The organism is Staphylococcus intermedius NCTC 11048 (assembly GCF_002902385.1).
Classification (GTDB): domain Bacteria; phylum Bacillota; class Bacilli; order Staphylococcales; family Staphylococcaceae; genus Staphylococcus; species Staphylococcus intermedius.
Genome location: NZ_PPQH01000040.1, coordinates 204785 through 218920, shown reverse-complemented (window position 1 = coordinate 218920; position 14136 = coordinate 204785). Strand labels below are relative to the sequence as shown.

The 14136-nt window shown below is 36.9% G+C and carries 13 protein-coding genes; all 13 read right to left on the bottom strand.

All coding sequences use genetic code 11. The features are described 5' to 3' along the window. Nucleotides 1-108: 108 nt before the first annotated feature. The 13 genes from CD138_RS09755 to lepA all read right to left on the bottom strand — a co-directional run bounded on the left by CD138_RS09755 (nt 109) and on the right by lepA (nt 14112). Nucleotides 109-723 carry a hypothetical protein gene (locus CD138_RS09755; RefSeq protein ID WP_019168655.1) on the bottom strand — a complete coding sequence of 205 codons (615 nt, stop codon included), beginning with the start codon at nt 721-723 and terminating at the stop codon, nt 109-111. Nucleotides 724-736: 13 nt separating this feature from the next. Continuing rightward, nucleotides 737-1732, bottom strand: a complete 996-nt coding sequence (floA, locus tag CD138_RS09750) for a flotillin-like protein FloA (protein WP_019168654.1) — start codon at nt 1730-1732, stop codon at nt 737-739. Between the two features lie 18 nt (nt 1733-1750). Next, nucleotides 1751-2431, bottom strand: coding sequence for an NfeD family protein (locus CD138_RS09745; RefSeq protein WP_019168653.1), 681 nt, complete (start codon nt 2429-2431; stop codon nt 1751-1753). Between the two features lie 357 nt (nt 2432-2788). Continuing rightward, on the bottom strand, nt 2789-2965 hold the full coding sequence (gene rpsU, locus CD138_RS09740) for a 30S ribosomal protein S21 (protein ID WP_002471046.1): 177 nt from the start codon (nt 2963-2965) through the stop codon (nt 2789-2791). Nucleotides 2966-3173: 208 nt separating this feature from the next. Then, nucleotides 3174-4523 carry a tRNA (N(6)-L-threonylcarbamoyladenosine(37)-C(2))-methylthiotransferase MtaB gene (gene mtaB, locus CD138_RS09735; RefSeq protein WP_019168652.1) on the bottom strand — a complete coding sequence of 450 codons (1350 nt, stop codon included), beginning with the start codon at nt 4521-4523 and terminating at the stop codon, nt 3174-3176. Nucleotides 4524-4527: 4 nt separating this feature from the next. Then, complete coding sequence (locus CD138_RS09730) at nt 4528-5280, bottom strand: 16S rRNA (uracil(1498)-N(3))-methyltransferase (RefSeq protein WP_019168651.1); 753 nt, start codon at nt 5278-5280, stop codon at nt 4528-4530. Between the two features lies 1 nt (nt 5281). After that, the gene (gene prmA / locus CD138_RS09725; protein ID WP_019168650.1) at nt 5282-6214 is read right to left on the bottom strand and encodes a 50S ribosomal protein L11 methyltransferase; all 933 of its coding nucleotides are present in this window, start codon (nt 6212-6214) and stop codon (nt 5282-5284) included. Between the two features lie 3 nt (nt 6215-6217). Next, nucleotides 6218-7351, bottom strand: coding sequence for a molecular chaperone DnaJ (gene dnaJ, locus CD138_RS09720; protein ID WP_019168649.1), 1134 nt, complete (start codon nt 7349-7351; stop codon nt 6218-6220). A 109-nt stretch (nt 7352-7460) separates the two neighbouring features. Further along, nucleotides 7461-9296 (bottom strand): molecular chaperone DnaK, encoded by a 1836-nt coding sequence (dnaK, locus tag CD138_RS09715; RefSeq protein WP_019168648.1) that lies wholly within the window; start codon nt 9294-9296, stop codon nt 7461-7463. 63 nt (nt 9297-9359) lie between these two features. Then, the gene (gene grpE, locus CD138_RS09710; RefSeq protein ID WP_019168647.1) at nt 9360-9992 is read right to left on the bottom strand and encodes a nucleotide exchange factor GrpE; all 633 of its coding nucleotides are present in this window, start codon (nt 9990-9992) and stop codon (nt 9360-9362) included. A 14-nt stretch (nt 9993-10006) separates the two neighbouring features. Further along, nucleotides 10007-10996 (bottom strand): heat-inducible transcriptional repressor HrcA, encoded by a 990-nt coding sequence (gene hrcA, locus CD138_RS09705; RefSeq protein WP_019168646.1) that lies wholly within the window; start codon nt 10994-10996, stop codon nt 10007-10009. A gap of 103 nt (nt 10997-11099) precedes the next feature. Next, the gene (hemW, locus tag CD138_RS09700; protein ID WP_019168645.1) at nt 11100-12221 is read right to left on the bottom strand and encodes a radical SAM family heme chaperone HemW; all 1122 of its coding nucleotides are present in this window, start codon (nt 12219-12221) and stop codon (nt 11100-11102) included. A gap of 67 nt (nt 12222-12288) precedes the next feature. Beyond that, on the bottom strand, nt 12289-14112 hold the full coding sequence (gene lepA, locus CD138_RS09695) for a translation elongation factor 4 (protein ID WP_019168644.1): 1824 nt from the start codon (nt 14110-14112) through the stop codon (nt 12289-12291). Nucleotides 14113-14136 lie beyond the last annotated feature (24 nt).

Here is a 14136-nt window from a genome sequence, read left to right as displayed (position 1 = left end):
CAGCACAAAATTTGGTTACACTTTAACAGCAAAAGATAAAATAAATGAGACAAGCGACAATCTCAGCTGATCTGCTGAAATCATCTCCTGTCTCAAATAAAGAGAGTTTTATAATTGCTTTGGTCGGTTTAACACTTCTGACCAAATCAGACCATTCACGACCTCATTATTGGAAAATGTTAAATCACCTTGTTGGATGGTCGTTGCATTGTTTTCTTCCAACAATTGTTTTAACTTAAATTGCTTTGTACGATTCGATAAATAGCTATCTTGAATGATATTTTTGGCACGTCTTTCAATGCGTGCAATTCGCTTTTGTCTTTCTTTGTCAAGTTGTTGATCAAGTTCACGCATGTGTTGATCTAACATCTGTTGCATTTCTGTAGACTGATCTTGCTTTTCTTTTACTTTCGGCTTTGTCGGTTCAGCTTGTTTTTCGTATTGAGTAGGTTGAGGTCTTACCGTCTTTTCACGGTTTGGTTTTTGTGTTGGTTGTGGTTCAGACGGTTCGGTTGGTTCATCAAAATCTGCAAATTCTTTTTCAAACTCTTCAAGTTTTTGTTGCATTTTTTCAAGAAAGCCGCCACCTTTTTGAGGTTCGACCTTTTCTTTTGTATTTTGAGGCTTATTTTGTTTTTGGCGTTTCTCATGACTTTTATCACTAACTGCACTAAATAAAGAAATGGCAATGGTGATAATAAATATAATCGTTCCAATGCTCATCTAATCACCTCAATTACTGTTCAGGTGTTGAGTTGTTGTTTTGAGTGCTTTTATTAATGGCTTCTCTCATCCCTGTATCTGCTTCAATATTTTTTAGATTATAATAATCTTTTACTCCGATATTACCAGAACGTAATGCTTCTGCTAAAGCGAGTGGGACTTGTGCTTCCGCTTCGACAACTTTCGCATGCATTTCTTGTACGCGCGCTTTCATTTCTTGTTCTTGCGCAACGGCCATCGCACGACGTTCTTCAGCTTTCGCTTGTGCAATGTTTTTATCTGCAATCGCTTGTTCTGTTTGTAAATCAGCACCAATATTCTTGCTAATATCAACGTCAGCAATATCAATAGATAAAATCTCAAATGCTGTCCCTGAGTCTAATCCTTTACTTAGAACCGTTTTAGAAATATTATCAGGATTTTCTAAAACTTGCGTGTGATGTTCACTCGAACCAATTGTTGAGACAATCCCTTCACCTACACGGGCAATAATGGTATCTTCACCTGCACCACCGACTAAACGTGAAATGTTAGCACGTACAGTGATTCGTGCTTTTGCTTTTACTTCAATCCCGTTCATTGCAACACCTGCAATAAAAGGTGTTTCGATCACTTTAGGATTTACAGACATTTGTACGGCTTCTAATACGTCACGGCCAGCTAAATCAATCGCAGCTCCACGTTCAAATGGTAAATTAATGTCGGCACGTTGCGCAGCGATATTCGCATCAACAACACGATCAACATTCCCACCTGCTAAATAGTGAGACTCCAATTGATTAGTCGTTAACTGTAAGCCCGCTTTATGTGCCTTAATGAGTGGTCCAATGACTTTACGCGGTGAAACACGACGTAAGCGCATCCCTACTAATGTACCAATACCTACTTTTACACCAGCAGCTAATGCAGAAATCCATAATCCAACTGGCACAAATGAAAATAGAATCAATAAAGCAACAACAATTAATACTGCAATAACGATAAATGTAATTAATCCACCTGTTAACATTGCGTTCGCTCCTTATATTTAATTTTCTCTTACGACGACACGAGTGCCCTCAACTTCGATAATCTTAACTTCAGTGTCTTTACTAATGTATGAACCTTCAGAAACAGCATCAATACGCTCATTATTTAAAATGATAATGCCTGAAGGGCGCAAATCAGTGTAAGTGACTGCAGTTTGATCAACGAGATGAGAGCGATCATTATGAGAGGTATATCCAGACTCTTTACTCGTTGAATCTTTTAATACCACTTTATCAAATAATGAGATACTCTTTTTAAAAAATTTCACTAAAATCACCCACTCGATTAATGTCAAAATTAATGCGAATACGACATTGAATAGCATCATTGGTAAGTCGTTGCCAAGTGTTATAAAGCTTAGGATGATTAAAATCATACCAATAATGCCCAACACTGCACCAAACACGAACAATTCAATAATAACTAAAATCACACCAATGATGAAAATCATGATTGTAACGACTGTTAAGCTACCTTGAATGACAAAACCTAAAAAGATCATTAGTAAAGCGAAAAATGCAAAGATACCGCCAAAATTAATCTTTCGAGAATAGAGTTGATATAAAAAACCAAGAAAGACAATACATGTTAAAATTAGCGAAATCGTTTGGGAAGTGATCCATTCTCCAAGGTGACTGAAAACATTTGATCCAATTATTTCCCCAATGACTGGGTTCATATGTATGAAATCATTAATAGGTCACACACCTCACTCTCTTCCTTGTAGTATACATGAAAAACATAGAATCATGTAGTGTTATCAAGAAAGTTGTTAAATCATTTTAGTTAAATTTGTTTTTGTTAAAATTCGAATCAACTATTATCGCGGAAAATGATTAGGGATTATATCAGTACATACTGAAAATACGGAAAGGGAAATTGATATTGAGGAAAGGGTTAGCGTTTTATGGATTAATAAATGAACAAAAGGGTTGGTATAAGTGTGTCAAATTTAGAAAGAACGCTTACTCATCATCGAGTAAGCGTTCTTATATATCATCATTTGAATGTTGAGGGAGTTCAACACAATGAATGATTATCTGAACTTACGTTTACGCGCAGCTTCAGATTTCTTTTTACGTTTTACGCTTGGTTTTTCATAGAATTCGCGTTTACGAACTTCTTGAATTGTACCGCTTTTTGAAACTGAGCGTTTAAAACGACGTAAAGCATCTTCTAATGATTCGTTTTTGCGGACTACTGTTTTAGACATCTGTATTTCCCTCCCTCCAAATATCAAAAAAACTTTTATTCATCATTACACGGTAAGTAACCATGTAATGAATAGTATAAATTAAATCTTTTTCACGGTCAATCTTCAAATTTACATTTTTTTAGAGATTATGAATCTTTTTGACGTGATAATAAAAAATGTAAAGAAAAGCAGACAATTTACTCAATGTATTGCACTGAAAATACGCTTAACTTAGTACTTTTTCATTTTCTGAAGCGTTTGTCGCATGTTCAACTACACGTAACAAAGTACCTTGGTTGATTGGATAACCTGCTTGTGTCACTTTGACCTTACAAATTTGTCCGATTAACGATTCATCTCCTGCAAACTCTATCTTCATATAATTATCTGCATAACCGACTAACACGCCATCTTTAGAGCCTTTTTCTTCAGGAATCACCTCTAATACATCATTTTCAAATTTTGATGCATACGATTTCGCAAGTTGATTACTGAGTTCAATCAATTTATGAACACGTTCATTTTTGATTTCTTCATCAATTTGATCATCCATTCGTGCTGCTGGTGTACCAATTCGCGGAGAATATGGAAAGACGTGTAATTCAGAGAAATGATGATTAACGATAAAATCATTCGTTTCTTGAAATTCTGCTTCTGTCTCTCCTGGAAAACCAACGATAACGTCACTCGTTACTGCCAATCCTGGTAAAGCGGCATGTAACTTTTGAATACGCTCAGAAAAATGTGCCATTGAATATTTACGGCGCATACGTTTGAGTACACTGTCTGAACCTGATTGAAGTGGAATATGCAAATGACGTACAACTTTTGTTGATTGTTGTAATACTTCAATCACTTCATCTGTTAATTGACTCGCTTCAATTGAAGAAATACGAATACGCTCTAAACCGTCCACAGTTTCTAAATCTCTTAACAACTGCGCTAAATTGTAATCTTTCAAATCCTGACCGTATCCTCCAGTATGAATACCTGTTAATACGATTTCTTTGTAGCCTGAGTTGACAAGTTGCGTTGCTTGTTCAATGACTTTTTGTGGGTCTCTTGAACGCATTAAGCCACGTGCCCAAGGAATAATACAAAACGTACAAAAGTTGTTACAACCTTCTTGGATTTTAAGAGATGCACGTGTGCGGTCTGTAAAATAAGGCACATCTAACTCTTCGTATGTACGATTTTTCATAATATTACTTACGCCATTAATCGGTTGACGTTCATCTTGATACGTATCAATATAATCCAATAATTTATGACGATCTTGCGTACCTACAACAATGTCGACGCCAGGAATTTCCATGATTTCAGCTGAAGATGTTTGTGCATAACAGCCTGTGACACAAATGACCGCGTCAGGATTTTGTCGAATCGCACGACGAATGATTTGGCGACTCTTTTTATCACCCGTATTTGTTACTGTACATGTATTAATGACAAATACATCCGCATTTTGTTCGAAATCTACGCGGTTATATTCTGCATCTTTAAATAACTGCCAAATTGCTTCTGTTTCATAATGGTTTACTTTACAACCTAATGTATGAAAGGCAACTGTAGACATAGATTCACCCCATTAATTCTATTTCGTAGCTTATGGCACTTAATGCATAAAGAGGCGCCGTTTCAGCTCGTAAAATACGAGGTCCTAGCCCTACGCTGTTTGCTACATTTTCAAAAAGTGCAATTTCGTCATCTGAAAAGCCACCTTCTGGACCAAATAATAACAACACTTGAGCCCCGTGGTTGAGTTGACGTAATTGTTGTTTAAACATAGCGCGTTCATTTTCTTTAGCCGCCGCTTCATATGCCATAAGTACACAATCATATTGACCTATCATATCATATATTTCTTGTAAATTCGAGACAAATTTCACTTGGGGAATGACTTGGCGATAGCTCTGTTCAGCGGCTTCTTTCACTATTTTTTGCCAACGTTCAACTTTTTTGGACGCTTTTTGTTGATTCAATTTAACGACAGAGCGATCCATCTGCGTTGTGATAAACGATGTCGCTCCGAGTTCAGTTGCTTTTTGTAGCAGCCACTCGTATTTATCCCCTTTAATTAACCCACTACAAATAGTGATTTTAACAGGAAGTTCCGTTTGTAATTCTAATCGTTCAACGGTCTCTATCGTTATTTGTTGTGCTTCTATAGCAATGATTTTACAGCGGTAAGTTTGTTCATCTAAAAAGTTAATAATCAGTTCATCACCGACTGCTTGTCTCATAACACTTTTAATATGATGGATGTCATTACTATCAGTGATAAAAAAACGCTGAGCAGTATCAGCGTTCTCATTTAAAAAGTATCTTTGCATGTTAGTTCACCTTCTGACCAATGATACAGATCCAACCTTCTTCATTTTTAACTTCTTTAATCGTGAAGCCTGTATCCTCCATTAATGTTTGAATCGATTCACGCTTTTCTTCAATAATACCAGAAGTGATAAAGTAACCGTCAGGATTTAAGTGATCGTATGCATCTTGCACCATTTTTTCGATAATATGGGCTAAAATGTTCGCAATGACGACATCATATTGCCCTTGCTCTTCAGTCAGTAAGTTTCCTGTTGCGGTTTCAATGGCATCTAAACAATGATTTTTTTCAAAGTTTTCTTTAGCCGCTTGGACAGCCATCTCATCTAAGTCCGTTGCTTTAATCGATTGCGCGCCTAATAAGTATGATGCGACACTTAAAATACCTGAACCTGTACCGACATCAATAACATGATGTTGAGGTTGGACAATCTGCTCAAGCGCTTTGAGGCACATACTTGTTGTCGGATGGTCACCAGTTCCGAAAGCCATGCCTGGATCCAACTCGATATAAAGATGTGTGTCATCACGCTCGACAGATTCCCAACTTGGTACAATGAAAAAGCGTTCAGATGCTTGAAATGGATGAAAGTAATTTTTCCATTCGTTTTCCCAATCCGACTCTTGGACGAACTTTTCCTCTATCGCCAATACATTGGGGTCGATCAAAGGTGAGTCCTGTAGTTGTGCAGTAATACTATTTTTCAAAGTTTCATCATATTGTAAATCATTAAAATAGGCTTTAACAATCATATGCTGCTCAGGATAGTCAGCTGGGTTAAGTTCAAAAATTTCGCCAAATCGATCTTCTCGAATTTTAGAAACTTCATTTGAATCTTCAATCGCAACACCGTTAGAACCTGCTTCCTGTAGGATTTCAGTAGCGATAGATTCTGCTGCTTGGTTAACAGTTACTGAAAGTTCAATCCAATTCATGGGTTATTCTCCTTTAAAAAAACGACGTGCTTTATCTTTAAAATTTGAAGGCTGTTCGTTCACTGTTTCTCCTGATACTTCAGCAAATTCCTTTAACAATTCACGTTGGCGCTCATTAAGATTTGTTGGTGTTTGAACACGAATATTAACGAATAAATCTCCATAGCCATAGCCGTGAACATTTTTAATCCCTTTACCTTTCAGTCTAAATTGCTTACCTGTTTGTGTGCCCTCAGGAACTGTCAGCATCACATGACCTTTTAAAGTTGGGATTTTTACTTCGTCACCTAATGCCGCTTGTGCAAAGCTAATATTGTGATTGTATAATATGTCATCGCCTTCACGTGTGAATTTGTCAGATGGTTGCACGCGGAAAATAACAAATAAATCACCAGCCGGCCCACCGTTTTCACCTGGTCCACCTTGTCCTGCCAAACGAATTTGTTGATCATTATCGACACCTTCAGGCACAGTCACTTCAAGTTTAACATTTTTTAATTCTGTTCCTTTACCGTGACAAGTTGGACATGGTTCTTCAAATTCTTCACCTGTTCCATTACATTCCGGACAAACTTTTTCAGTTCTGACGCGACCTAAAATCGTATTTTGTTCGACAGAGACATGACCTGCACCGTGGCAATATGAACATGTTTTCTTTTTAGTTCCTGGTTTTGCACCTTCACCGTCACATGTATGACATGTCACTTCTTTTCGAATAGAAATTTCTTTCTTAGTACCGAAAACAGCTTCATCAAAAGTGACAGTCATTGTGTATTGAAGATCGTCACCTCGACGTGGCGCATTTGGATCGCGTTGACGTTGTGCACCGCCGAAAAATTGACTAAAGATGTCTTCAAAGCCACCGCCACCGAATCCAGAAAAGTCTTGACCACCAAAACCTTGGCCAAAGCCGCCTTGAGGTCCACTATGTCCAAATTGATCGTATTGCGCACGTTTATTTTCGTCACTTAATACTTCATAAGCTTCAGAGATTTCTTTAAACTTTTCGTCCGAACCTTCTTCTTTATTAATATCTGGATGGTATTTTTTCGATAATTTACGATAGGCTTTTTTGATTTCATCTTTGCTCGCACTTTTAGACACGCCAAGGACTTCGTAATAATCTCGTTTTGCCAATGCTCTCTCTCCTTTTGAATTGATTTTTTGAATAAAAAGAGGCTGGGACGATTGATTGTCCTAGCCCCTTTGAGCGACTTTTTACAGTCAATTTATTTGATCGAATGACCTATTTTTGTTGGTTGTCGTCATCGTTAACTTCTTTAAATTCAGCATCTTCAACAGTACTATCATTTTGAGAAGCGTCTGCGCCACCTTGTTGTTGTGCAGCTTGTTGTGCTTGCTCATAAACTTTCATAGATAATTGTTGAACGACTTGTTCTAAGGCTTCTTTTTTCGCTTTAATATCTTCAATGTCGCTGCCTTCTAATGCTGTTTTTAATTCGTCTTTTTTCGCTTCTGCTTCTTTTTTATCTTCTTCACTTACATTGTCGCCTAAGTCTTTCAATGTTTTGTCGACTTGGAATACAAGTTGGTCTGCGTCGTTTCTTAAGTCTACTTCTTCACGACGTTTTTTGTCAGCTTCAGCGTTTTGTTCGGCATCTTTCACCATGCGATCGATTTCTTCATCAGATAATGCAGAAGATGATTCGATTGTAATATTTTGTTCTTTATTCGTACCTAAATCTTTTGCAGTTACATTTACGATACCGTTTTTATCGATATCAAAAGTCACTTCAATTTGTGGTACGCCACGTGGTGCTGGTGGAATATCAGTTAATTGGAAACGACCTAATGTTTTGTTATCAGATGCCATTGGACGTTCACCTTGTAATACGTGAATATCTACTGCTGGTTGGTTATCTGCTGCAGTTGAGTAAACTTGAGATTTAGATGTTGGAATTGTCGTATTTCTTTCGATTAACGTATTCATACGACCACCCATAATTTCAATACCTAATGAAAGTGGTGTTACGTCTAATAATACAACGTCTTTAACATCACCAGTGATCACGCCACCTTGAATTGCAGCACCCATTGCAACAACTTCGTCAGGGTTTACACCTTTGTTTGGTTCTTTACCAATTTCTTTTTTGATAGCTTCTTGTACAGCAGGGATACGTGTTGAACCACCGACTAAGATGACTTCATCGATATCAGCGTTAGATAGACCAGCATCTTTCATTGCTTGACGTGTAGGTCCCATTGTTTTTTGTACAAGATCATATGCTAATTCTTCAAATTTCGCACGGCTTAAAGTTGTTTCAAGGTGTAATGGACCCGCTTCACCAGCTGAGATGAATGGTAATGAAATTTGTGTTGATGATACACCTGATAAATCTTTTTTTGCTTTTTCAGCAGCATCTTTTAAACGTTGTAATGCCATTTTATCTTGTGATAAGTCAACACCGTTTTCAGATTTGAATTGTTGTACTAAGTAGTCGATAATCACTTGGTCAAAGTCGTCACCACCAAGTTTATTGTCACCTGCTGTTGCTAATACTTCAAATACACCGTCACCTAATTCAAGGATAGAGACGTCGAAAGTACCACCACCAAGGTCGAATACAAGTACTTTTTCATCTTTATCAGTTTTGTCTAAACCGTATGCTAAAGCAGCAGCTGTTGGTTCGTTGATGATACGTTCAACTTCAAGACCAGCAATTTTACCAGCATCTTTAGTCGCTTGACGTTCTGCATCATTGAAGTAAGCTGGAACTGTAATGACCGCTTTTTCAACTTTTTCACCTAAGTAGCTTTCTGCAGTGCTTTTTAAGTTTTGTAAAATCATCGCAGAAATTTCTTGTGGTGTGTAAGATTTACCTTCAATATTTTCTTTATGGTCTGTACCCATATAACGTTTAATAGATTGGATTGTATTAGGGTTTGTGATTGCTTGACGTTTCGCAACTTCACCCACTTGTGTTTCACCATTTTTAAATGCAACGACAGATGGTGTTGTTCTAGCACCTTCAGGATTTTGAATAACTTTAGGTTCGTCACCTTCTAATACTGATACGCAAGAGTTTGTAGTACCTAAGTCAATTCCAATTACTTTACTCATAGTCAAATTCCTCCTAATTTTCAAACATAATTATTTTTACATAAATGGTTTTCTTCGTCAAAATTATTGATTTACTTTTACCATTGAAGCACGTAAGACTCTATCTTTCAATTGATAGCCAGCCTGAAGCTCTTCAGTAATTTGTCCAGATTCAAAATCCGGGTTTTCATCTTGCATGACTGCTTGATGGAAGTTCGGATCAAACTGTTCACCTTCAGTTTTGATTTTTTCTAATCCGTTATCTTCAAGTGCTTTTAAAAGACTGTCGTAAACCATTTCTACACCTTTTTTTAGTGAATTGAATGATTCATCGTCGCCTTCGATTTTTAAAGCACGTTCAAAATTATCAAGTGCTGGTAACACATCTGTGAGTACTTTTTGTGCTTGATATTTCTTTTGAGTTTGGGCTTCATTTTGAATACGTCTTTTATAATTTTCAAATTCTGCATATAAACGCAAATATTGTTCTTCTTTTGCATCAACTTCAGCTTTTAAAGAAGCGATCTCTTCATCTTTTGGATCTTGCGCTTCATCATTTTCATTATTTTCAGAGTCTTGTTCTACTGCAACTTCTTCAGTATCCACTTCTGGCTCTGAAGTTTCTGTTGTTTCTTGTGACTCAGTTTCTTTGATTTCTTCGTCCTTACGCATGTCTTTTTCCTCTGACATTTTCAAACCTCCATTACGTTTAAACATTTCGTATCACTTCGTTATGAAATCCGACTTAACAATTGTATCACATTATGATAATGCATCGCAGTAGGACCGATAACAGCAATATGACCTGTTAAATCTTTGTCTATTTGATAAGAACGGCTAAGTATTGCAATGCCGTGTAAATTTTGTTCAATCTCAGTCCCAATACGTACATTAATCAATTGGTCAGACATATCATGAATCACATCAGCAATACGATCGGACTCAATATATTTTAATATAGGTTGAATGGACGCCACAGTTGACTCGTTTAATCCTTCGATGAGTTGATGTTTACCACCTAAATAAACACGTGTAGATTGATTGTTACGATATTGTTGTAGTAAATGAACAATGCGAATGATCAACTCTGTTTCTTGCAAATTAAATCCTAACATCCGATACATTTCTATAGTTTGTGCTTTGTCGTCGTCAATAAACTGACTGACATGCTCTGACAGATAGTTAGAGACTTTAATGATTGAATCATCTTTATACGCTTGATCACTTGTCACATGCAAATGTTTCACATGTCCTATTTCATCAATCATCACTACGATTAAATGGTATGGATTTAACTTCATCAAATGCACATCCAGTATAGAGGCCTTTGAATGATCAGGTCCTATTACAAGAGTGGTATAATGTGCTTGATTTGAAAACACTTTCGCAAAGGTGTCTAATGTCGATGATAAATCATAATGGTGATTCACTAACATTTGATGTAAATCAAGACCACCTTGCATTTCAAAATTGTAGGGTTGTTCTAACAAATGATTGGCGTACAGTCTAAATCCTGCTTCTGATGGGATTCTACCAGAAGAAAAATGTGTTTTAGTAATCAGTAATTTTTCTTCTAATGTCTTCATATCATTACGAATCGTCGCAGGACTGACATCAACATTGTGCCTTTGAATTAATGTGTTAGAACCAATAGGTTGTCCTAAGTCAACATAATCTTCAACAATTGCAGTTAAAATCTTCAATTGCCTTGGCGTAATCATGTTTTTCACCTCATTAGCACTCTTTCTATCCAAGTGCTAATTATAATTTATCAAATTGGTCAAAGTAAGTCAACGTTAAAGCATCAATTATCAAAAAAAGTTTTTATACTTGAATAAATGCCTCAAATACAGTGTTTCCGACTATCCTTCCTTGGTCAGTTAATGCGATATGCGTGTCTGTTTGTGTGATGAGATGTTGACTTTCCAAAGAGATGATTTCCTTTGCATATATATCTTCTATCGTTTGCTCATATTTCTTTTTAAACTGTACTTTATCAACACCAGCATTCATTCTTAACCCTAGGAACATTTCTTCTTCAATTTGTTCTTTAATAGTTGGTGTTGTTTCACTTAAACGTGGAAGTTCATGCTGTTGGATCTTTTTAATGTAATGATTGACCGGATTAACGTTTGTATAACGAACGCCATCAATATAACCACTCGCACCTGCACCAAAGCCGTAATAATTTTCATTTTTCCAATATACTTGATTATGAATGGATTCGTGTCCCTTTTTAGCAAAGTTAGAAATTTCATATTGCTGTAACGGACTATTTCTCATACGGTTCATTAAAAATTGATACATTTCTGCACCAACATCTTCGTTAGGCATCTTCAGCTTTCCTTTACGGTACTGATTATAAAATTGGGTTTGCGGCTCCAAAATCAAACCATAGCTAGATAAATGATCGATATCAAGACGGAGCGCTTCTTCTAAACTGTCTTGAAATTGAGCCATGGTTTGACCTGGTAAATGATACATTAAATCTAAACTAATCGACGGAATACCATGACGACGTGCGTTTTCAATAGCGCGATAAATATCAGCTTTTTGATGACTTCGACCTAATGTTTGAAGTAGGTTATCGTCAAAAGTTTGTACACCTAGTGAAAGTCGATTGACACCATATTGTTTTAATAAGGCAACTTTTGCTTCGGTTAACTCATCTGGATTGGCTTCAAATGTATATTCACCTTTAATATCGAATTGGTCATTAATGGCTTGTAATAAGTATTCTAATTGTGATTCAGATAATGCTGTAGGAGTACCTCCACCAACAAATAACGTTTCTAATTGAGATGCTTTTGATTGCTTCATCTCTTCCACTAAACATTTCAAATATTGATCAACCGGCTGATTTTGAATGAAATATTTATTGAAATCACAATACGTGCATATTTTTACACAAAACGGAATATGAATATACGCACTTTTTGCCTTCATTAGTCTTCACCTCATAAAATATGCCCCCTCGACACCTCAAGATGCGCGGGAGCATGTATTTTTCACTTTATTCGTCGTCCATTTTCAGTACAGCTAAGAAAGCATCTTGTGGAATTTCAACGCTACCGACTGCTTTCATTTTGGCTTTACCAGCTTTTTGCTTTTCTAACAATTTACGTTTACGGCTGATGTCACCGCCATAACATTTCGAAAGTACGTTTTTACCCATTGATTTAATGTTCGTTCTCGCTACAATCTTATGTCCCACTGCAGCTTGAACAGGTACTTCGAATTGTTGTCTCGGGATTAAAGTTTTCAATTTTTCTACGAGCGTTTTGCCACGTTCATATGCAAAGTCACGATGCACGATAAAACTTAATGCATCGACTTTATCTCCGTTAAGTAAAATATCCATTTTCACGAGGTTACTTTCTTTGTTCTCAATAAATTCATAATCAAAAGATGCGTAACCTTTCGTGTTCGATTTCAATTGGTCAAAGAAATCAAAAACAACTTCCGACAACGGTAATTCATAAACGATACTCACTCGAATGTCATCCAAATAATCCATATTAACAAATTGACCACGTTTACGTTGACACAGTTCCATGACTGCACCGACATAATCATTCGGTACCATCATTGTTGCACGGACATAAGGCTCAAACACTTTGTCAATCTGATCTCTGTCGGGCATTTGTGCAGGGTTATCGACTTGAATTTCATCACCATTTCTTAAGATAACTGTGTAAATCACAGATGGTGCTGTTGCGATCAGTTCAATGCCAAATTCACGTTCAATACGTTCTTGAATAATCTCCATATGCAACATACCGAGGAACCCAGTACGATAACCAAATCCAAGTGCTTTTGAGGATTCTGGTTCGAATTCTAATGAAGCATCGTTTAACTGTAATTTTTCTAACGCTTCACGTAAATCGTTGTAGTCTTTATTGTCGATTGGGAAAAGACCACAATACACCATTGGATTCATCTTCTTATACCCTTTTAAAGGTGTTTCAGCGGGTCTATGGGCATGGGTAATTGTATCCCCGACACGTGAATCATCGACATTTTTAATACTTGCGATGATATAGCCTACGTCACCGACTGTTAATTCTTCAACTGGTAATTCTTTTGGCGTGTTAATACCAACTTCAGTCACTTCAAATGTTTTGCCAGTCGCCATCATTTGAATACGGTCTCCTGCTTTGACCACGCCGTCAACAACACGAATAGAAGAAATGACACCGCGATATGGGTCATATTCAGAGTCGAAAATTAACGCCTTTAATGGGGCTGCCGGATCCCCATCAGGTGGTGGAATCATTTCAACAATCTTTTCTAAAATTTCATCAATGCCGATATTGGCTTTCGCACTCGCTAGAACCGCATCATCTTTATCTAAACCAATGACATCTTCAACTTCTTGTTTAACACGTTCTGGCTCAGCAGCTGGTAAATCGATTTTATTTATGACAGGAATTAGCTCTAAATCATTGTCGAGTGCCAAATAGACATTCGCTAATGTTTGTGCTTCGATACCTTGTGCTGCATCGACGACAAGAATTGCCCCTTCACATGCAGCTAACGAACGTGACACCTCGTATGTAAAATCGACGTGTCCTGGTGTATCTATCAAATGGAACGTATATGTTTGTCCATCTTTAGCATCATATTTTAATCGAACTGCATTTAATTTAATTGTAATACCACGTTCACGCTCTAAATCCATAGAATCTAACAATTGTGCCTGCATTTCTCGAGATTCAACAGACTTTGTATTTTCTAAAATTCGATCAGCTAATGTTGATTTTCCGTGATCGATATGCGCTATGATCGAAAAATTCCTGATATTTTCACGTCTATTCAAACGTTCTTGGTTATCCATATCATCATACTCACTTTCATAAGT